Source organism: Tropicibacter naphthalenivorans (assembly GCF_900176475.1).
Taxonomy (GTDB): Bacteria; Pseudomonadota; Alphaproteobacteria; order Rhodobacterales; family Rhodobacteraceae; genus Tropicibacter; species Tropicibacter naphthalenivorans.
In genome coordinates this window covers 665,507-684,167 of the sequence record NZ_FWXX01000002.1, presented here as the reverse complement: position 1 = coordinate 684,167, position 18,661 = coordinate 665,507, and the positions used below count along the sequence as shown (strand labels likewise).

Here is an 18,661-nt window from a genome sequence, read left to right as displayed (position 1 = left end):
GGTGTCTGCGCCGGATATGGTCGTGCTGCACTACACCGCGATGGACAGCGCGGAGGGCGCGCGTGACTGGCTGTGCAACCCGCAGGCCGAGGTTTCGGCGCATTACGTCCTCGCCGAGGATGGCAGGCTGTGGCAGCTGGTGCGCGAGGCGGATCGCGCGTGGCACGCCGGGGCGGGCTCTTGGGGGGCGTGCGCGGATGTGAACTCTGCCTCGGTGGGGATCGAGATCGCCAACACCGGCTATCACCCCTTCCCAGAGCCGCAAATTTCTGTTTTGGAACAGCTTTTGGCGGGCATTCTGCAACGTTGGTCGATCCGCCCCGAACGCGTGGTGGGTCATTCCGACACCGCCCTGGGGCGCAAGATCGACCCCGGCGGGCGTTTTGACTGGCGGCGCTTGGCGCGGCGCGGTTTGGCTGTGTGGCCCGAAGGAAGGGCCGAGCCCGGTGACTTCTACCGCGACGCGGTGCGCTTTGGCTATGCGCCGGATGCGGCGGAGGATGACGTCCTGCGCGCCTTTCGGATGCGGTTTCGGCCTTGGGCAGACGGGCCTTTGACGGATGAGGACGCGTCGCTCATGGCAGAGCTGGCCGCAAAATGGCCCGCGCCTGCGGCCACTGCGTAACCTTTACTCCAACTTGTAGGGCAGCGTGTCGCGCCGCGTCGGCGTGATCGACAGGCGCTTTTCCAGCGGCGGAACCGACCGCTGGTGGCAGTTCGTGCGCTCGCAAATCCGGCAGGAAATCCCGATGGGTTCAAAGCTGGTGGCGCGGGTCACATCCATGTCGTCGGCATAGACCAGCGCCGCCGCGTGGCGCACCTCGCAGCCGATGGAAATGGCGTAGCGCCGCACAGGCGCGCCGAAATGCCCACCGGTTTTTGACACGTCCCGCGCCAGCGAGACATAGCGCACCCCGTCCGGCGTTTCCGCCAACTGACGCAGGAACCGGCCCGGCGTCTCGAATGCGCGGTGCACGTTCCACAGCGGGCAAGCCCCGCCGAAACGGGCAAATTGCAACCGCGTGGCCGAGTGCCGTTTGGTGATCGTCCCGGCTTGGTCGACGCGCACGAAGAAAAACGGCACCCCCTTGGCACCGGGGCGTTGCAGGGTCGACAGCCGATGCGCGACCTGCTCGATGCTGGCCCCAAAGCGCGCGGCGAGAAGTTCCAGATCGTGGCGGGTTTCCTGCGCGGCGGCGAGAAAGGCCTTGTACGGCATCATCGCCGCGCCCGCGAAGTAGTTGGCAAGGCCAAGCTTGGCGATGGATCGCGCCTCTTCGGATTGAAACCGCGCGAGGTCCAGCGTCGCGTCCAGCAGTTGGTTTTGCCGCAGCAGCGCCACTTGGACCAGCAGCTGAAAGGTCTGCGTTTCAACAGGCAGCAGCGAGGACAGCGTCAGCACCTGCGTTTCGGCGTCAAAGGCCCGCATGGGCGCGCTTTGCGACAGGCGCACCTGAATGCCGCTGCTGTTCAACCGGGCCATGGCGGCGGCGCGGATGTCGCCGTCGGTGCGCAGGGACTGGGCGTAATGTTCCGCCGCGCGGTCCACCGCGTCGATGTAGTTGTCGCAGTAGTGAAAGAAGTCGCGGACCTCTTCCCACGGGCTGGGTTGCAGCTGCGCGCCCTCGCGGCCAAGCGCCTCATCCAAGGACGCCAGCCGCTCGTGCGTCTGCCGATAGGCGCGGTGCAGCGCGAGAAACGCGCGCGCAAGGGCAGGGGCGTTCGACGCGGTCAGCCGCAAGTCCGCCAGCTGCGGCGCGGCTTCGCCAAAAACGGGGTCGGCAAGGGCTTCGCGCATGTCCGACACCAGCCGCTCGGCGTCGCCCTGGCCCAGCTCGGTCACGTCAAAGCCGAATTCCTGCGCCAGAGACAGAACAACCGTGGTGGACACCGGGCGGTTGTTGTTTTCCATCTGGTTCAGATAGGGCAGCGAGATGCCCAGCTTGCTGGCAAAGTCCTTTTGCGTCAGGGACAGGCGGGTGCGGATGTCGCGCAGTTTCGCGCCAGCGTAGAGTTTCTGAGTGGCCATGGCTTGGGGTCTTTGCACCTTTGCACTTTACGTGCGCGGATTTTGCATAGATCACTCCGCCGCGTCCAGCCCCCCAAGCTGGCGTTCGCGCTGGATCACCACCATGGTGGCCGCGATTGAGGCCACCGCCGACAGCAGCATCAGCCACAACAGCGGCCAAGCCCCGGTGCCCGGCCCCAGCAAAGCCCCCGCCAGCGACGACAGCGCCGCGCCGCCGCCCAGCATGATCGCCCCCGCAAGGCCCGAGGCGGTGCCCGCAAGGTAGGGGCGGACCGACAAAGCGCCCGCCGTGGCGTTGGGGATGGTCAAGCCGTTGCCAAAGCCCACAAAGGTCATAAAGCCGAAGAAGCTGAGCGCAGAGCCAAGCCCCACCGCAAAGACCAGCATCGACAGCGCCATGCCAAAGGTAATGATCACGCCGCCCGCCAGCACCATGGTGTTGACGCCGATCCGGGCCGAGAACTTGCCTGAGATAAAGTTGCCGAACGCATAGCCCACCGCGGGCGCGCCGAAATACAGACCCAGCGTGGTGGTCGAGAGGCCAAAGACCTCGGTCCCCACAAACGCCGCGCCGCCCACGTAGGAAAAGAACGCGCCGGAAGAGAAAGAGCAGGCCAAGGCATAGCCCCAGAATCGCGGCGAGCGCAGCAGCTCGGGGTATTCGCGGAACTGCTGGCCCAAGGTTAGCCCGCTTTTGGCGGCGGTCTCGCCCAAGTCTTGCCAGACCAGCCAGAGCAGCGCCGCGCCAAGGCCGAACATCACCCAGAAATTCGCGTGCCAGCCAAAGGCTTCGGACAATCCGCCGCCTATCACCGGGGCGATCATCGGCACGATGGACATGCCCATGGTGACGTACCCGATGCGGCTGGCGGCCTCATCCGCCGGAAACAGGTCGCGCACCACCGCGCGGCTGAGCACCATCGACGTGACGATCATCGCCTGGATCATGCGGAAAATCAGGAACACCGTGACGTTGGTGGACAGGATGCAGCCCAGCGTCGCGATCAGGAAAATCACCGTCCCCCAGAGGATCACCGGCCTGCGGCCCATCTTGTCGCTGATCGGCCCGATAAAGATTTGCAGCACCGCGTTCATCAGCAAATAGCCCGAGACGGACAGCTGCATCAGGCCATAATCGGCCTCAAACCAGTCGGCCATCGCCTGAAGGCTGGGCACAAAGATGTTCATCACCAGGGCCGACATCCCGGCCATGAGGATAAGTGTGACAATATGTGGCGGGGTGGCGCGATCTAAAAAGCGCACGGGGGTCGCTGAACTCATTCGTTTAGCGGTAGGGTGATTTTAGACCAAAGTCCAACAAATACATGCCGCCAGCATGTAAATTTTCCGTAAAATAAGGTTAATTTGCGGATTTGCGATTTTCAAAGTTTGATGTTTTCACGGTTTGCAAATTTGCGAGGAAATCCTTGTGATGCTGCGTCTGCACTGTATGTTCCGTGCAAACGTTAAAGGGGCCACCAGATGAAAGACATTCTCCAGGAACTGCACGACCGCCGCGAAAATGCTCGGCTTGGTGGTGGGCAAAAGCGGATCGACGCGCAGCACGCCAAGGGCAAGCTGACAGCGCGTGAGCGCATCGAACTGCTGCTCGATGAGGGCAGCTTTGAAGAGTATGACACCTTCAAGGCGCATCGCTGCACCGATTTCGGCATGGAGAACAACCGCCCCTACGGCGACGGCGTCGTGACCGGCTGGGGCACCATCAATGGCCGTATGGTTTACGTCTTCTCTCAGGACTTCACCGTTCTGGGCGGCTCGGTGTCCGAAACCCACGCCGAGAAAATTTGCAAAATCATGGATATGGCTGTGCAAAACGGCGCGCCGGTCATCGGTCTGAACGACTCGGGTGGCGCACGTATCCAAGAGGGCGTTGCAGCGCTTGGTGGCTATGCTGAGATTTTCCAGCGCAACATCATGGCCTCCGGCGTTGTGCCGCAGATCTCTGTCATCATGGGGCCGTGCGCCGGTGGCGCAGTGTATTCGCCCGCGATGACCGACTTTATCTTCATGGTCAAAGACAGCTCTTACATGTTCGTGACCGGCCCTGACGTTGTGAAAACCGTCACCAACGAGGTCGTCACCGCAGAAGAACTGGGCGGCGCGTCCACCCACACCAAGAAATCCTCGGTCGCCGATGGCGCGTTTGAAAACGACGTCGAAGCGCTGGCCGAAGTGCGCCGTCTGGTCGACTTCCTGCCGCTGAACAACCGCGAAAAGCCGCCCGTCCGCCCGTTCTTTGACGATGTGGACCGGATCGAAACCTCGCTGGATACGATCATCCCCGAAAACCCCAACATGCCCTACGACATGAAGGAACTGATCCACAAAGTGGCCGACGAAGGTGACTTTTACGAGATTCAGGCGGATTTCGCGGGCAACATCATCACCGGTTTCATGCGCCTCGAAGGCCAGACTGTGGGCGTCGTCGCCAACCAGCCGATGGTGCTGGCGGGTTGCCTCGACATCGATTCGTCGCGCAAGGCGGCGCGGTTCGTGCGCTTCTGCGATTGCTTTGAAATCCCGATCCTGACCTTCGTGGACGTTCCGGGCTTCCTGCCGGGCACCTCTCAGGAATACGGCGGCGTCATCAAGCACGGCGCAAAGCTGCTGTTCGCCTATGGCGAAGCCACCGTCCCGAAGGTCACCGTCATCACCCGCAAAGCCTATGGCGGCGCCTACGACGTTATGGCCTCCAAGCACCTGCGCGGCGATGTGAACTATGCCTGGCCCACCGCCGAGATCGCCGTGATGGGCGCGAAAGGCGCGACCGAGATCATCCACCGCGCCGATCTGGGCGACGCGGACAAGATCGCGGCCCACACCAAGGAATACGAAGACCGCTTTGCCAACCCGTTTGTGGCGGCCGAGCGTGGCTTTATCGACGAGGTGATCCAGCCCAAATCGACCCGCCGCCGCGTGTCCAAGGCGTTCGCCATGCTGCGCAACAAGCAGCTGACGAACCCGTGGAAAAAGCACGACAACATCCCGCTCTAAGCGATGGGGCAGGGGGGGCAACATAGCGCTGCGGCTTTGGCCGCTGTCCCGCATCGGTTGCGGGGCGGCTGGCTAGAGGCGCGCGATGCAGCGGGGGGCTATACCCTCGCGCGGCAGTGGCCCCCTCGGTTCGATGTCTGTGCAACTGCGTCCTTCCCAATCATGGGGCGGGCGCGTCTGGCGCGTCATATCCGCCAGGATCTGTGGCGCGATTTAAAACACTTGCGTGGATTTTCCCCCGTGATACAGATTGCCGCAGCGGAAGATGTTTTGACCGTGACCGCCGGGGGCCGCCTGCTGGGCCGTCCCGAGGCTGGTCTGGAGGATCGCATCCGCGCCTTGCTGAACGATCCTGCGCGACGTGCGCGCTGGACCCGTTGGGCAAAGGGGGGCTCGGCATGAGCCCGCGTATCAGTACAGCGGCCGTTTCCCGCACCGAAACACCAGCCCCGGACGCGTCCGGGGTGCGCGCAGCTCTGGCAGGAGGAGCTCGGAAACGAGGCTGGAGCTGCGCCGCTTTAATCACCCTATCGTTGAGCGCCCTGTCGCTGACCTGCGGCCCGTCCCTAGCGGCCGAAGAGCCGGTGGACCTAGGCACCGGCAAGGTGTTCGACTTTCACGACATGATCGACGAGGCGCCGACCTATCGGTTCCGCTTTGTCCAGCCTGCCTTGGGGCAGGAGGGCATGACCTACGTCGATCTGGCCGACGATCTGGCGCTGCTTTGCGCCGGGTTTGCGCTGCCCAAGCTCTCGGAATCGGGACTTGCTCCCGAACGTGTTGTGATCTCGCTGATGTCCGCGCCCACCGAATTTGGCGTGCGCAACCCCGAGATCACCCAGTTTTTCGAGAGTTTTCTCGTCGAAAACGACCTCTGCATCTGGGAGGCTTTTTGATGGGTGCACAATATGTTGCGCGGCGACTCTCATGTGGACAACTTTCTGAGGCTTCTGCGTCACAGCCTGCAAGTCTGGCCCAATGCGCGTATCTTTTTGACCGCGCGCGCGCTACCGTTGCTCTCGATTGCACCCAAGCAATCGTAACCTCGAAACGGGGACAGGTTGGGCTAACAGGCCCGGCAGGTTTCATAGAAAGTGACAGGAGTAGAAGATGTCCAAGAGCGTCAAACTGCTTGCCATGTTCGCACTCGTCGCAGGCGTTGCCGCCTGTGGTGGTGCGCCGGAAGAAGAGTACATCGTGGTCGACCCCGAGCCGATCAGCGTTGAACCGGTCTACACGGGCAAATACAAGTAACCTATCGGGGCGGGCTTTGTTGTCCGCTCCGTTCCCGCCCTGCGGGAAAATGGCGCCAGTTGACACCGATCAAGGTGCCCGCGCCGCAAGTGACTACGTTAACCTTTGTAAACCGCAGGGAAAAACGCCTGCGCATCTCAAGGGGACCAAGTCATGTCTGCAAAAATCACCACCGTTTTCGTCCTTGCTGCTGCTGGCCTGTTGTCGGCCTGTGCTGCGCCGTCCGTCACGGCCCTGCCGACCTACGACAAGCTGGGGCTGGCCTACTGCCCGACCGGCTTTGTCCTGTCCGGTGATCTGTGCGTGGCCGACGCAGACACCGCAGCCGCGCTGGACACTAACGGCGATGGCGTCATCGATGACGTGGCAGATGTCACCGATCCGGGCGACGTGGTCGACCCGAATGGCGGCGGCACGCAGAACCAGCTTAACAACCAAAACCGCAACACCAACCAGAACCGCAACACGAACGGCTGACGCTGGGGGTGCATCGCGCCCTTTCGGACGCCCCGTCGCGGTAAGGGGCGTCCCATGCTGAAGCATCGCGGATTTCCGGGCCGTCTGCCCGGAACCGATTTCCAATTTACCCTGCGCCGCGCCAATCCCAAGGGCGCGACGCCGCTCAAGCCGTTGGAGCGCTATCGCGATCGCCGTCCAGCGGACAAACGCGCCGATGCGGGCTTTATGAAAGCCCTGTGGGAGCATTTCGGCGACCAGCCGTTCGAACGCGGCAACCTCGACGCGGGCCGCCTGTCGTGGCTGTTTGGCCGCGAGGTCGTGGCCGTCGAAGAAGATTTCGACCCCGAAAGCTATGAGGCGCTGCTGGTCATCAACGAGACCGCCGCCCGCGCATCCTTTCCCGAGGCGTTCGAAGAGGACGATTGGGCATGATTCCGCGCGTGCACAGCGAATTTGCGCAGACCACCGCCGATTGTACCGGCTCGGTGCGCAATCCCCTTGTGCGCGCGCCCGATTTTGCCCCCAACTGCACCCTGTCAGGCTTTGGTCAATTGTCGGCCAGCGCCGGGCATTACCCTTCCCTTGACGGAGGGCGCGTGCAGTCCCCAATGCGTGTCCTCCGTCTTTTTTCCACGCGTTGCATCCAGAAAAATGCTGAAGGGCAGGGAACTTCTGCTCGGACGACTTCGTTAATGGGTCATGAACGCGCGCCGCAACAGCGCGCCACCGAGCAACGAACGGAGACAGTCCCATGCGCATTCTCACCCTTTCCCTCGCCCTTGCATCCAGCCTTGGTCTTGCGGCCTGCGAAGGCACCGACCTTGAACGCGGCGCGCTTGGCGCGGGCATCGGCGCGGCGGGCGCAGCAGCAACGGGCGGCAATGTCGCGGCCGGTGCAGCCATTGGCGGCGCAGCTGGCGTTGTGTGCGACGACGTCACCCCGCAGTTCTGCCGCTAAATCCACGGGCCTTGGCCCGACTGTAATTCTATCACCAGCCGCCCCGGGGTCTCTCCCGTGGGCGGCTTTGTCATGCCGAGACGTACGCCCCGCCATGGGGCCACTAAAGAAGGGACAGACATGTTCGACAAGATCCTGATCGCCAACCGGGGCGAGATCGCCTGCCGGGTCATCAAGACCGCCCGCGCCATGGGTATCAAGACCGTCGCGGTCTATTCAGACGCGGATAAAAACGCGCTGCACGTGGAAATGGCCGATGAAGCCATCCACATCGGCCCACCTCCGGCCAACCAATCCTATATCGTGATCGACAAGATCATGGACGCCATCAAGCAGACCGGCGCGCAGGCCGTGCACCCCGGTTACGGCTTCCTGTCGGAGAACGCCAAGTTCGCCGAGGCGCTCGAGGCCGCGGGCGTTGCCTTTGTCGGCCCGCCCAAGGGGGCCATTGAGAAGATGGGTGACAAGATCACCTCGAAAAAGATCGCGCAGGAAGCAGGCGTCAGCACCGTGCCCGGCTACATGGGCCTGATCGAGGACGCCGACGAGGCCGTGAAAATCTCGAACGAGATCGGCTACCCGGTGATGATCAAGGCGTCGGCTGGCGGCGGCGGCAAGGGGATGCGCATCGCGTGGAACGACGACGACTGCCGCGAAGGCTTTCAGTCGTCCAAGAACGAGGCGGCGAACTCCTTTGGTGATGACCGAATTTTCATCGAGAAATTCGTCACCCAGCCGCGCCACATCGAAATCCAGGTGCTGTGCGACGCCCATGGCAACGGCATTTACCTGAACGAGCGCGAATGCTCGATCCAGCGCCGCAACCAGAAGGTCGTCGAAGAGGCACCGTCGCCATTCTTGGATGAAGAAACCCGCAAAGCCATGGGCGAGCAGTCCGTCGCGCTGGCCAAGGCCGTGGGCTATACCAGCGCAGGCACCGTGGAATTCATCGTCGATGGCGAGCGGAACTTTTACTTCCTCGAAATGAACACCCGTCTTCAGGTGGAACACCCGGTCACCGAGCTGATCACCGGCGTTGACCTCGTGGAACAGATGATCCGCGTCGCCAATGGCGAGCCGCTGACCATCAAGCAAGAGGACGTGCAGCGCAACGGCTGGGCCATCGAAAACCGTCTGTATGCCGAAGACCCCTATCGCGGCTTCCTGCCGTCGATTGGCCGTCTGACCCGCTACCGCCCCCCCGCAGAGGGCAAGCTGGGCGCGGGGCTGGTGCGCAACGACACCGGCGTCTACGAGGGCGGCGAGATCTCGATGTATTACGACCCGATGATCGCCAAGCTCTGCACCTGGGCACCGACCCGCGCCGAGGCCATCGAGGTGATGCGCAACGCGCTCGACAGCTTTGAGGTCGAAGGCATCGGCCACAACCTGCCCTTCGTGGCGGCTGTGATGGACCACCCCAAGTTCATCTCGGGCGAGATGACCACCGCCTTTATCGCCGAAGAATACCCCGAAGGGTTCGAAGGCGTGACGCTGGCCGAGGACGGTCTGAAAAAGATCGCGGCGGCTTGTGCGGCCATGAACCGCGTCGCGGAAATCCGCCGCACCCGCGTGTCGGGCCGTCTGGACAACCACGAACGCCGCGTCGGCACCGAGTGGAACGTGGCCCTGCAAGGCGCGTCCTTTGACGTGTCCATCGACGCCGATCCGGCGGGCTCGACGGTGAAATTCGCCGATGGCACCTCCGCCCGCGTCGAAGGCGACTGGACACCGGGCGACAGCCTCGCGCGGATGCTGGTCGATGGCGAAGGTCTGGTGCTCAAGGTCGACAAGATCACCCAAGGCTTCCGTATTCGCTCGCGCGGCGCGGATCTCAAGGTGCACGTGCGCAGCCCGCGTCAGGCCGAACTGGCCCAGCTGATGCCGGAAAAACTGCCCCCCGATACCTCGAAAATGCTGCTCTGCCCGATGCCGGGTCTGGTGGTCAAGATCGACGTGGAAGAGGGGCAGGAGGTCCAAGAGGGCCAGGCGCTCTGCACCATCGAGGCGATGAAGATGGAAAACATCCTGCGCGCCGAGAAGAAGGGCGTTGTGTCCAAGATCAACGCGGCTGCGGGCGACAGCCTTGCGGTCGACGAAGTGATCATGGAATTCGAATGATGTCTTGGGCCGCCCATAGGCTTGCGGATCGCGGTTTGCGATCCGGGTCGGGGGCGGCCCTCGCAACCCTTTGTTCAGAATTTGGCTCTATGCCTTGGGCCTATGTGGATGAAGGCTTGGCATTTGGCGGCGCTGCCTTTGCGGCGGCTTGCGATGATGGCGGCGCTGTTGGCGACGCTGGGTGGCTGCTTTGCCATGGACACCGAGGAAGAGCTGCGGGCTTACCTCAACAAATGGGTGTTCCTCGCGCAGCAGCGCCATTTCGTCTCGAAATCGACCTGTACGATCGCGGTCTACGATCTGGCGTCCGAGGTGTTGCGCAGCGCGGGCCCGCGTCAGGTGACGACCTACCGCGAGGCGGTCTTGTACCTCAAACGCAACCGGGCGGTGTGGTTCGATATGCCGGGAACGACGCCGCATCAGGTGTCGCGCGGGATCATGTCGCTGGATTTGCCCACCGGGCTGGGGCTGGTGTCCGCCGGGGTTGGGCCGGCGCTCGATTGCATCGAGGATCCGGGGATTTCCAACGGGTTTCATGCGGTCATGACCTCGGACAAGGCCATTACAGTCTACGATCCGGCGACCAACGCGCTGCTGATGCTCTATCCGCCGGAAATGCTGCTGCTGTTCATGCGGGGCAACGTCTAGGCTATTCGCGCACCGTATTCAGCCGGTCGCGGATTTCCTGCCGCCGCAGCGGCACCGCGTCGATGGCGGCGCTGATTTCGCGTTCGGATCGCGGCGCGGGCGAGCGAAAGATGATCGTCCCGTCCTTGGTCAGCACCGTCAGGCTAAACCCGCGCGGGCGCAGCTCTTGGCGCACGGCGGACCGCGCCTTTGGGTCGGTGTCGGTGATGATCACCACGTCGCGCTCGTCCAATGGGTCCAGCCGCGAGGTCAGCAAATCCATCTGCTCGACGTATCGCGGATCGGCGGGATTGTCGGCAAAGACCACCACGGGCCGTTTGATCCACAAGAACTCGTCCAGCGTAACCTCGGCGGCGGGGCGGATCATCTGCGCCGGGTCCACCGTCACCACGGCGGGCGGATCGACGGTGACATCCTGCGCAAGGCTCGCCCCGCTCAGGGACGCGACAAAAACTGCGGTGAATACGGACAATTTGATCTTCATGGATCAAGATATATGTCCGCCGGACCGTCCTGCACAGGGCAGCACGCCCCAGATCCGTGAAAATTTTAGCTTTAACAAGATGCTCACCAGCTTGGGTGCATCTTATGCCTTCAACAGCTTCGTGGTCGCAGAACGCACCCCGCACAAGAAGGCAGCAAGCCAGATGGATGTGATCTTGCACGTCGGCGCACACCGCACCGGCTCGACCAGTTTTCAGCACTATATGCGCGCCAACCGGGCCACGCTGGATGGGGCGGGGATCGGGTTTTGGGGGCCGTGGCGCACCCGCAAAGGGGTGCTTGATGGTTTGACCGACACGCCCGCCACCCCGGCAGAGGCGCGCCGCCGCGCGGGCCGCGTGCAGATGAACCTGCGCAGCGCTGAAAAACGCGGGCTAGGGGCGCTGGTCGTCTCGGACGAGAACCTCATCGGCACGCCGCGCCGCTGCGTGCGGGCAGGGGCGCTGTACCCCGAAATTGGCCTGCGTATGGCGCGGGTGGCGGCGGGCTTTGCGCCGGTGACGCGGGTCAACCTGCAAATCCGGTCGCTGGACATGTGGTGGGCCTCGGCCCTGGCCTTTTTGGTGCCGCGCGGGATGCCCCTGCCGACCGAAGCCAAGCTGGAGGCGCTGGCAAATGCCAGCCGCAGCTGGCGGCATGTGATCACCGATCTGGCCTGCGCCTGCCCGGGCGCGGACATCACCGTGACCGTGTTCGAACGCTTTGCCGACCGCCCCGAGGCGCTGTTCGAGGCGATCACCGGGCAATCCGGCCCCGAAAGCCAGCCCGGCGCGTTCTGGGCCAACCGCTGCCCCGACCTGGCCGCTTTGCGCACCTGCCTGGCCGAGCGCGGCGAAGACCCCGCCCAGCTGCCCGGCGAAGGCCGCTGGCAGCCCTTTGATTTCACCCAGGCGGCGCGTTTGCGCGAAGCCTACGCGGACGATCTGTTCTGGCTACGCGCCGGGGCCGATGGTCTGGCCACCCTGACAGAGACCGCAGCCTCCGACCGACCGGGGACAAACCTCGGCAAGGATCTGCAAGCAAGAGGACAACGACATGACAGACCTGCCCGAAGATTGGCGCCAACTCGCTGAAAAGGAACTGCGCGGCCGCGCGGTGGACGACCTGACGTGGAACACCCTCGAAGGCATCGAGGTCAAGCCGCTGTACACCGAGGCCGACACCAAGGATCTGCCGCATATGGGCACGCTGCCCGGCTTTGGCCCGTTCACGCGCGGCGTCAAGGCGACCATGTACGCGGGCCGTCCCTGGACGATCCGCCAGTATGCCGGTTTCTCGACCGCCGAGGAATCGAACGCCTTTTACCGCAAGGCGCTGGACGCAGGCCAACAGGGCGTCTCGGTCGCCTTCGACCTTGCCACGCACCGCGGCTATGACAGCGACCACGACCGCGTGGTGGGCGATGTCGGCAAGGCCGGTGTGGCCATCGACAGCGTCGAGGACATGAAAATCCTCTTTGACGGCATCCCGCTGGACAAGGTCAGCGTCTCCATGACCATGAACGGCGCGGTGATCCCGGTGCTGGCGAACTTTATCGTCGTGGGCGAAGAGCAGGGCCATGACCGCTCGGTCCTGTCCGGGACCATTCAGAACGACATTCTGAAGGAATTCATGGTCCGCAACACCTACATCTACCCGCCCGAGCCGTCGATGCGGATCATCTCGGACATCATCGAATACACCTCGAACGAGATGCCGAAATTCAACTCGATCTCGATCTCGGGCTACCACATGCAAGAGGCGGGCGCCTCGCTGGTGCAGGAACTGGCCTACACGCTGGCGGACGGCAAGGAATACGTCAAAACCGCCATGGAAGCGGGCATGGATATCGACAAGTTCGCCGGCCGTCTGTCGTTCTTCTTTGCCATCGGCAAGAACTTCTTCATGGAAGTGGCCAAACTGCGCGCGGCGCGGATGCTGTGGCACCGCATCATGACCGACCTTGGCGCGCAGAACCCGCGTTCGAAAATGCTGCGCACCCACTGCCAGACCTCGGGCGTGTCGCTGACCGAACAGGACCCCTATAACAACGTGATCCGAACGGCCTATGAGGCGATGAGCGCGGTTTTGGGCGGCACACAATCGCTGCACACCAACGCTCTGGACGAGGCGATCGCCCTGCCGACCGAGTTCAGCGCCCGCATCGCCCGCAACACCCAGCTGGTGCTGCAAGAGGAAACCGGCGTGACCAAGGTGGTCGATCCGCTGGCCGGGTCGTACTACGTCGAAAAGCTGACCCACGATCTGGCCGAGGCCGCGTGGAAGCTGATCGAAGAGGTCGACGAGATGGGCGGCATGACCAAGGCCGTGGCCTCCGGGATGCCGAAACTGCGCATCGAGGAAACCGCCGCCAAGCGTCAGGCCGACATCGACCGCGGCGACGACGTGATCGTGGGCGTCAACAAGTACAAGCTGGCCAAGGAAGAAGACCTCGACATCCTGGACATCGATAACGCCAAGGTGCGCGAGTCCCAGGTGGCCCGTCTGGAGAAAATCCGCGCAACCCGCGATCAGGCCGCCTGCGATGCGGCCCTGGCCGAGCTGGAACGCCGCGCCCAAGAGGGCGGTAACCTGCTCGAAGCGGCGGTCGAGGCCGCCCGCGCCCGCGCTTCGGTAGGAGAGATCAGCATGGCAATGGAAAAGGTCTTTGGTCGTCACCGCGCCGAAGTGAAAACGCTCGCCGGTGTCTATGGCGCAGCCTATGAGGGCGACGAGGATTTCGCCTCGATCCAGAAGGCGGTCGACCAGTTCGCCGAGGACGAAGGCCGCCGCCCGCGGATGCTGGTGGTCAAGATGGGCCAGGACGGTCACGACCGCGGTGCCAAGGTGATCGCCACCGCCTTTGCGGACATCGGCTTTGACGTGGACGTGGGCCCGCTGTTCCAGACCCCGGCCGAGGCCGCGCAGGACGCCATCGACAACGACGTGCACGTGATCGGCATCTCGTCGCAGGCCGCCGGGCACAAGACGCTGGCCCCGCAGTTGGTTCAGGAACTGAAAGATCAGGGCGCGGGCGACATCATCGTCATCTGTGGCGGCGTGATCCCGCAGCAGGACTACGAATTCCTGTACGGCGCGGGCGTCAAGGCGATCTTTGGCCCCGGTACCAACATCCCCGAAGCGGCCAAGGACATCCTGCGCCTGATCCGCGACGCCAAGGGCAACGCGTAAACCGCCCTGGATTTTGACACTGAACGCGCGCCCATCTGCGGCGCGCGTTTTGCTATGAAAGGGTAGGGAAATGAAAGGCTTGGCGATCTGGGGCGCAGCGGCGCTCTGGGCGGGGCTGGTGATCTGGTCCGGCCCGATCTGGAAGGACATGCCGCTGGAGCTGGCGGTGATGATCGGCTTTGGCGTGGCGGGTCTGCCGTTGATGGTGCAGATCGGCGTGGGCCTCATGGGGCGCGACGCCGGGGCCGCGCAGAGTGCCGCGATGTTGGTCCTCGCGGGCTGCATCTGGCCGTTGACCGGCTGGGTCATGGGGTCGGGGACGGTGCTCGCGCTTGGGGGCGCGTTTGCCGCGATGCAGCTGCTCGGGCTGGTCCCGGCGGTGCGCCGCTTTGCCCAAGTCGCCAGCTTTACGCCCACGGTTTTGGCCGCCCTGTGGGTGCTGCGCGAAGGCGTGCAGATGCTGGGCTAGGGCGGGGGACCATCGGCCCCCCGTCACCAAATGTCACGGACGCGACGGGTAGATGCCTTGCGTGACGATGCACCAGTTGGTGACAAGGTAGGGCTGCATGTTGGTGATCGGCTGGCCGTCCCCGGTCGAGCCGATCATGCCCGGATCCATCGTCGTATTGGCGGGGCCATCGTGGTAAATGCCCGGAAACTTGGCAAGAAAATCGGTGCTGGGGCGCTGACGGTCGCCCTGTTCGTTGACCGAATTCACCGTGTGCGTGTGCGCGGGCATCTGCGCCACGGTCAGCGTGTTGCTTTCCACGCCCGCCTTTTGCCCAAGCCGATAGTTCGGCAGGCCGGGGCCGGTTCCATTGTGGATCGACACGCGCCCGCGCATGTCCGGCAGGCCAAAGGTGGTGCGCCCGTCGCCGCCGAAATTGGTGGCCAGCAGGGAAAACAGCGCCATGTTATCCGCAATTGCGAGCAGTTGGCCATTGGCTTGCAGCGTGTTGCGGGGGCAGAAGTTAAAGCCGACGTTGATCATCTGGCCAATGTAATAGTCCTGGGCGGCGGCCTGCTGCGGGGCGGCGATCAGGCTGGTGGCGGCCACGGCGGCGGCAACAATGACAGAGCGGGTTTTTGCGAAAAGTGTCATAGGATGTATCCAGTTCGATAAAGGGTCAGGTCGGCAGAGTGCCGAGGAAAGTCAGTGCGCCGATCAGTTGCGCGGCGGGAAAATCCCTTGGGTCACGATGCAGTTGGTCAGCGTCGTGTAGGGCATGGTGTTGTTCACCGGATTGCCGGTCGCCCCGGCGATGCTCAGCATGGCGGGGTCCATGGTGCTGCTTGCCGGACCGTCGTGATACGCCCCCGCCAAACGGCCAAGGAAGGCGCCGGTGGGATCGTCCAGCGTGCCCGCTTCGTTGGTGGCGTTCACCGTATGGCTGTGCGGGGGCAGGTTGCTCTGCGACAGGGTTACGGTCGTAAAGCCTGCCTGAGCGCCCAGCACGTTGGGCGTCAGGCCCGGCCCATCGCCCCAGCCCATGGACACGCGCCCGCGCAGATCCGGCAGGCCAAAGGTCTGAACCCCGTTGCCGCCGTAGCTTAGCCCCAGCAGTGCGTACAGCGACTGGTTTGAATTGATTGAAAGCAACTGCGAGTCCGTGCGCAGTGTGCCCCGCGGGCAAAAATCAAAGGCGACGGTGATGATATTTCCAGTATAGTCAATTATTTGCGCCTGTGCTGGCGCGGCCAGCCCGCCCCCCAGCATCAGCGCGGCAGCGGCTGTGACCGCCTTGGCTTTGGTCAATAAAGTCATGTTCCATGTCCCCACGTGACAGGTTTCTCCATATCCCGATCGGTCCGCCAAGGCGGGTGGTCGGCCGGGGGTTTTCAATGCAGGAGGCACTGTGAAAAATTGTAAATACGCTATGCGATGCGCCGCATCGGTCAGAAGGGATGCGCGCCGTCCTCCTGTCTAAAGTGAACACGCGCAGCCCCGCACCCGTCAAGGTGAAGTCCGCCGTGACCTGTGACGCGGCGCACAGGCGAAAGCTGATTTTGGGGCGGGGCGATAATGCCGCAGCGCAGCGTGGGCGAAAGTCTCTGGTCAGCTTGGTTAACGTGACCTATCTTTCCTGTAAGATGAGGTTTCAGGACGCCGTTATGCTTGTACTCGATCATATTGCCGTCTTGGGCGGAACGCTGGCCGAAGCGACGGCCCACACCGAAGAGCAACTGGGTCAGCCTCTGAACCCCGGCGGCGTGCATGGCCGGTTCGGCACGCACAACCAACTGCTCGAGCTGGAGCCGGACCTTTATATCGAAGCCATCGCCATCGACCCCTCCGCGCCCGCGCCTGACGATCCGCGCTGGTTTGGGCTGGATGCCTTTGCCGGGCCCGCGCGGCTGGACAAATGGGTCTGCCGGGTGGACGATCTGGACGCGGCGTTGCAGCTGTTGCCCATGGCGGGCCGGCGGCTGGAATTGCAGCGCGGCGATCTGCGCTGGGCGATGGCGGTGCCCTTGGACGGGATGCTGCCCTTTGACGGGCTGTTCCCGGCGTTGATCCAGTGGCACACCGATGTTCCGCCGGGCAAGGCGCTGCCGACCTCTGGGTTGACGTTGCAATCGCTGACGGTGACCCACCCGCAAGCGGATGAGCTTGCAAGCCTGCTGAAGCCCTATCTGGACGCACCGCTGGTGCGGTTTGAAACCGGACTCCCGGGCATGGCCGCCGAGATCGCCGTCGATCATGGCTCCGTGACCTTGCGCTGATCCGCTGGCTACAAAAAATTCATGAATTCCAGCCCTGACAGCGCCCGCGCTTCGGCGTAAACTGCGCGCCATGTCGATCTGGTCCCGCATATCCCAAGCGATTCAAGCTCTTGCCTCTGGCGAAGGGCTGACAGCCGTGTTCGACCAATTGCGCAGCCCGCCGCAGCGCAAGGTCGCCTTTACCATCGCGGTGATTGCCCTGTCGGCCAAGATGGCCAAGGCGGATGGCCTCGTGACCCGGGACGAGGTGACCGCCTTTCGCGAAGTGTTCCAGATCGCCCCCGAGGACGAGGGCGGCGCGGCCAAGGTGTTCAACCTCGCGCGGCAGGACGTTGCGGGGTTCGAAGACTACGCCCGCCGCATCGCCCGCATGTTCGACACCGAGACCGGCACGCTGTGCGACCTGATGGAGGGGCTGTTTCACATCGCCATGGCGGACGGCACCTATCACCCCGCCGAGGACGCGTTTCTGCACCGCGTGTCCGAGATTTTCGGCATGGAGGAACGGCAATTTCGGGCGCTGCGGGCGCGCTTTGTCCCCGATGAGGTGCCCGATCCTTACACGGTGCTGGGGGTCTCGCCCGAGATGTCCCTGGACGACATCCGCGCCGCCTACCGCAAGCTGGTCCGCGACAGCCACCCCGACGTGATGATCGCCCGCGGCGTCCCCGAAGAGGCGGTCGCCCTCTCGCAGCGCCGCCTTGCCGACATCAACCGCGCGTGGGAGGAAATCCGCGCGCAGGATGCCGCCTGAGGTGCGCATCGCCACCTATAACGTCGAATGGTTCGATAGCCTCTTTGACAACAAGGGCCGGCTGCACATGGATCGCCGCTGGTCCTCGCGCCATGACGTGACCCGCGCCGAGCAGGCCGAAGCGCTTGGGATCGTGTTCACCGCGATGAACGCCGATGCGGTGATGGTCATTGAGGCGCCGGACACCAGTTCGCGGCGCTCGTCCGTGCGGGCGCTGACGCATTTCGCCGAGAGCTTTGATCTGCGCACGCGCGAGGTGGTGACCGGCTTTGCCAACGACACCCAGCAGGAAATCGCCCTGATGTACGACCCGGCGGTGCTGACGGTGCGGCACGATCCCTTGGCCTCGGACGCGGCTCCGCGCTTTGATGGCCAGTTCGAGATCGACCTCGACGTGGACGCGACGCTGGACCGGGTGGTGTTTTCCAAACCCCCGCTAGAGCTGTCGGTGACGACCAATGCGGGGCAAGAGCTGCGGATGATTGGCGCGCATCTCAAATCCAAGGCCCCCCACGGCGCGCGCACCCGCGACGAGATCATGCAGTTCGCCATCGCCAACCGGCGCAAGCAACTGGCGCAGGCGATCTGGCTGCGCCGCCGGATTGACTCGCATCTGACCGCCGAGCAAAGCCTGATCGTGCTGGGCGACCTCAACGACGGTCCGGGCTTGGATGAATACGAAGACCTCTTTGGCCGCTCGTCGGTAGAGATCATCCTCGGCGATGGCGGCCCGCATCTGTATGACCCGCACGCGGAACTGGCCTTGCAAAGCCTGCTAGGGGCGCAGCCGACCACCGCGCGGTTTTTCCTCAAGGACAAGGGGCATTACCTCGAAGCCTTGCTGGACTACATCATGGTCTCGCCCGACCTGCGCGCCCGGGCGCCGCAGTGGCGCATCTGGCATCCGTTCAACGACCCGCGCTGCTATGCGGTGCCGGAACTGCGCGAAGCCTTGCTGACTGCCTCGGACCATTTCCCGGTGACGCTGGACATCGACCTCTGACCGCTTGGTGATTTGGGGCAG

At 63.6% G+C, this 18,661-nt stretch carries 21 protein-coding genes; 16 read left to right on the top strand and 5 right to left on the bottom strand.

Annotation, left to right across the window (positions count from 1 at the left end; all coding sequences use genetic code 11):
* The first annotated feature begins 16 nt into the window (after positions 1–16).
* Positions 17–625: an N-acetylmuramoyl-L-alanine amidase gene (locus B9A11_RS07525; RefSeq protein WP_058246520.1), complete on the top strand. Its 609-nt coding sequence runs from the start codon at positions 17–19 to the stop codon at positions 623–625.
* Between the two features lie 3 nt (positions 626–628).
* Here B9A11_RS07525 and B9A11_RS07520 read toward each other — a convergent pair whose 3' ends face one another.
* Both B9A11_RS07520 and B9A11_RS07515 read right to left on the bottom strand, forming a co-directional pair.
* Positions 629–2,029, bottom strand: coding sequence for a helix-turn-helix domain-containing protein (locus tag B9A11_RS07520; protein ID WP_058246521.1), 1,401 nt, complete (start codon positions 2,027–2,029; stop codon positions 629–631).
* Positions 2,030–2,080: 51 nt separating this feature from the next.
* The gene (locus B9A11_RS07515) at positions 2,081–3,310 is read right to left on the bottom strand and encodes a multidrug effflux MFS transporter (protein ID WP_058246522.1); all 1,230 of its coding nucleotides are present in this window, start codon (positions 3,308–3,310) and stop codon (positions 2,081–2,083) included.
* Between the two features lie 201 nt (positions 3,311–3,511).
* Between B9A11_RS07515 and B9A11_RS07510 the strand changes: the two genes are divergently transcribed.
* From B9A11_RS07510 to B9A11_RS07475, 9 genes are all read left to right on the top strand, one after another.
* Positions 3,512–5,044, top strand: coding sequence for an acyl-CoA carboxylase subunit beta (locus B9A11_RS07510; protein WP_058246523.1), 1,533 nt, complete (start codon positions 3,512–3,514; stop codon positions 5,042–5,044).
* Positions 5,045–5,284: 240 nt separating this feature from the next.
* Positions 5,285–5,446 carry a hypothetical protein gene (locus tag B9A11_RS22065; protein ID WP_234988758.1) on the top strand — a complete coding sequence of 54 codons (162 nt, stop codon included), beginning with the start codon at positions 5,285–5,287 and terminating at the stop codon, positions 5,444–5,446.
* 131 nt (positions 5,447–5,577) lie between these two features.
* Entirely contained in the window at positions 5,578–5,940 is a 363-nt protein-coding gene (locus B9A11_RS07500) for a DUF6497 family protein (RefSeq protein ID WP_058246524.1), read from the top strand.
* 214 nt (positions 5,941–6,154) lie between these two features.
* Entirely contained in the window at positions 6,155–6,298 is a 144-nt protein-coding gene (locus B9A11_RS21600) for a hypothetical protein (RefSeq protein ID WP_186009178.1), read from the top strand.
* A gap of 153 nt (positions 6,299–6,451) precedes the next feature.
* On the top strand, positions 6,452–6,775 hold the full coding sequence (locus B9A11_RS07495) for a hypothetical protein (RefSeq protein ID WP_058246525.1): 324 nt from the start codon (positions 6,452–6,454) through the stop codon (positions 6,773–6,775).
* 54 nt (positions 6,776–6,829) lie between these two features.
* Positions 6,830–7,189 (top strand): hypothetical protein, encoded by a 360-nt coding sequence (locus tag B9A11_RS07490; protein ID WP_058246526.1) that lies wholly within the window; start codon positions 6,830–6,832, stop codon positions 7,187–7,189.
* A 319-nt stretch (positions 7,190–7,508) separates the two neighbouring features.
* Positions 7,509–7,715: a hypothetical protein gene (locus B9A11_RS07485; RefSeq protein ID WP_058246527.1), complete on the top strand. Its 207-nt coding sequence runs from the start codon at positions 7,509–7,511 to the stop codon at positions 7,713–7,715.
* A gap of 120 nt (positions 7,716–7,835) precedes the next feature.
* Complete coding sequence (locus B9A11_RS07480) at positions 7,836–9,836, top strand: acetyl-CoA carboxylase biotin carboxylase subunit (protein WP_058246528.1); 2,001 nt, start codon at positions 7,836–7,838, stop codon at positions 9,834–9,836.
* Between the two features lie 108 nt (positions 9,837–9,944).
* Positions 9,945–10,484, top strand: a complete 540-nt coding sequence (locus tag B9A11_RS07475; protein WP_143595820.1) for a hypothetical protein — start codon at positions 9,945–9,947, stop codon at positions 10,482–10,484.
* A gap of 1 nt (position 10,485) precedes the next feature.
* Here B9A11_RS07475 and B9A11_RS07470 read toward each other — a convergent pair whose 3' ends face one another.
* Positions 10,486–10,968, bottom strand: a complete 483-nt coding sequence (locus B9A11_RS07470) for a DUF4174 domain-containing protein (protein WP_058246530.1) — start codon at positions 10,966–10,968, stop codon at positions 10,486–10,488.
* On the opposite strand from B9A11_RS07470, the gene B9A11_RS07465 reads away from it, so the two are divergent.
* From B9A11_RS07465 to B9A11_RS07455, 3 genes are all read left to right on the top strand, one after another.
* Positions 10,967–12,061: a hypothetical protein gene (locus B9A11_RS07465; RefSeq protein WP_234988756.1), complete on the top strand. Its 1,095-nt coding sequence runs from the start codon at positions 10,967–10,969 to the stop codon at positions 12,059–12,061. The two genes, B9A11_RS07470 and B9A11_RS07465, sit on opposite strands and share 2 nt — an antisense overlap.
* Positions 12,024–14,159 carry a methylmalonyl-CoA mutase gene (gene scpA / locus B9A11_RS07460; RefSeq protein WP_058246531.1) on the top strand — a complete coding sequence of 712 codons (2,136 nt, stop codon included), beginning with the start codon at positions 12,024–12,026 and terminating at the stop codon, positions 14,157–14,159. Before B9A11_RS07465 ends, scpA begins: the two co-directional genes overlap by 38 nt.
* A 70-nt stretch (positions 14,160–14,229) precedes the next feature.
* A complete protein-coding gene (locus tag B9A11_RS07455; protein ID WP_058246532.1) occupies positions 14,230–14,628 on the top strand; it encodes a hypothetical protein in 399 nt (132 codons plus the stop codon).
* 33 nt (positions 14,629–14,661) lie between these two features.
* Here B9A11_RS07455 and B9A11_RS07450 read toward each other — a convergent pair whose 3' ends face one another.
* Positions 14,662–15,261: a phage tail protein gene (locus tag B9A11_RS07450; RefSeq protein ID WP_058246533.1), complete on the bottom strand. Its 600-nt coding sequence runs from the start codon at positions 15,259–15,261 to the stop codon at positions 14,662–14,664.
* Positions 15,262–15,324: 63 nt separating this feature from the next.
* Positions 15,325–15,924: a phage tail protein gene (locus tag B9A11_RS07445; RefSeq protein ID WP_083499767.1), complete on the bottom strand. Its 600-nt coding sequence runs from the start codon at positions 15,922–15,924 to the stop codon at positions 15,325–15,327.
* Between the two features lie 347 nt (positions 15,925–16,271).
* On the opposite strand from B9A11_RS07445, the gene B9A11_RS07440 reads away from it, so the two are divergent.
* The 3 genes from B9A11_RS07440 (at position 16,272) to B9A11_RS07430 (ending at position 18,640) form a co-directional block, all read left to right on the top strand.
* Positions 16,272–16,883 (top strand): VOC family protein, encoded by a 612-nt coding sequence (locus tag B9A11_RS07440; RefSeq protein ID WP_058246535.1) that lies wholly within the window; start codon positions 16,272–16,274, stop codon positions 16,881–16,883.
* Positions 16,884–16,953: 70 nt separating this feature from the next.
* Entirely contained in the window at positions 16,954–17,637 is a 684-nt protein-coding gene (locus B9A11_RS07435; RefSeq protein ID WP_058246536.1) for a molecular chaperone DjiA, read from the top strand.
* Position 17,638: 1 nt separating this feature from the next.
* The gene (locus tag B9A11_RS07430; protein WP_058247104.1) at positions 17,639–18,640 is read left to right on the top strand and encodes an endonuclease/exonuclease/phosphatase family protein; all 1,002 of its coding nucleotides are present in this window, start codon (positions 17,639–17,641) and stop codon (positions 18,638–18,640) included.
* Positions 18,641–18,661 lie beyond the last annotated feature (21 nt).

Bases quoted from the DNA above. Each gene is read 5' to 3' on its own strand.
- B9A11_RS07520 (WP_058246521.1), bottom strand. From the start codon at position 2,029: ATGGCCACTCAGAAACTCTACGCTGGCGCGAAACTGCGCGACATCCGC.
- B9A11_RS21600 (WP_186009178.1), top strand. From the start codon at position 6,155: ATGTCCAAGAGCGTCAAACTGCTTGCCATGTTCGCACTCGTCGCAGGC.
- B9A11_RS07510 (WP_058246523.1), top strand. From the start codon at position 3,512: ATGAAAGACATTCTCCAGGAACTGCACGACCGCCGCGAAAATGCTCGG.
- B9A11_RS07455 (WP_058246532.1), top strand. From the start codon at position 14,230: ATGAAAGGCTTGGCGATCTGGGGCGCAGCGGCGCTCTGGGCGGGGCTG.
- B9A11_RS07480 (WP_058246528.1), top strand. From the start codon at position 7,836: ATGTTCGACAAGATCCTGATCGCCAACCGGGGCGAGATCGCCTGCCGG.
- B9A11_RS07445 (WP_083499767.1), bottom strand. From the start codon at position 15,924: ATGACTTTATTGACCAAAGCCAAGGCGGTCACAGCCGCTGCCGCGCTG.
- B9A11_RS07435 (WP_058246536.1), top strand. From the start codon at position 16,954: ATGTCGATCTGGTCCCGCATATCCCAAGCGATTCAAGCTCTTGCCTCT.
- B9A11_RS07525 (WP_058246520.1), top strand. From the start codon at position 17: ATGGTCGTGCTGCACTACACCGCGATGGACAGCGCGGAGGGCGCGCGT.
- B9A11_RS07440 (WP_058246535.1), top strand. From the start codon at position 16,272: ATGCTTGTACTCGATCATATTGCCGTCTTGGGCGGAACGCTGGCCGAA.
- B9A11_RS07470 (WP_058246530.1), bottom strand. From the start codon at position 10,968: ATGAAGATCAAATTGTCCGTATTCACCGCAGTTTTTGTCGCGTCCCTG.
- B9A11_RS07465 (WP_234988756.1), top strand. From the start codon at position 10,967: ATGGATCAAGATATATGTCCGCCGGACCGTCCTGCACAGGGCAGCACG.
- B9A11_RS07495 (WP_058246525.1), top strand. From the start codon at position 6,452: ATGTCTGCAAAAATCACCACCGTTTTCGTCCTTGCTGCTGCTGGCCTG.
- scpA (WP_058246531.1), top strand. From the start codon at position 12,024: ATGACAGACCTGCCCGAAGATTGGCGCCAACTCGCTGAAAAGGAACTG.
- B9A11_RS07490 (WP_058246526.1), top strand. From the start codon at position 6,830: ATGCTGAAGCATCGCGGATTTCCGGGCCGTCTGCCCGGAACCGATTTC.
- B9A11_RS07485 (WP_058246527.1), top strand. From the start codon at position 7,509: ATGCGCATTCTCACCCTTTCCCTCGCCCTTGCATCCAGCCTTGGTCTT.
- B9A11_RS07515 (WP_058246522.1), bottom strand. From the start codon at position 3,310: ATGAGTTCAGCGACCCCCGTGCGCTTTTTAGATCGCGCCACCCCGCCA.
- B9A11_RS07450 (WP_058246533.1), bottom strand. From the start codon at position 15,261: ATGACACTTTTCGCAAAAACCCGCTCTGTCATTGTTGCCGCCGCCGTG.
- B9A11_RS07475 (WP_143595820.1), top strand. From the start codon at position 9,945: ATGAAGGCTTGGCATTTGGCGGCGCTGCCTTTGCGGCGGCTTGCGATG.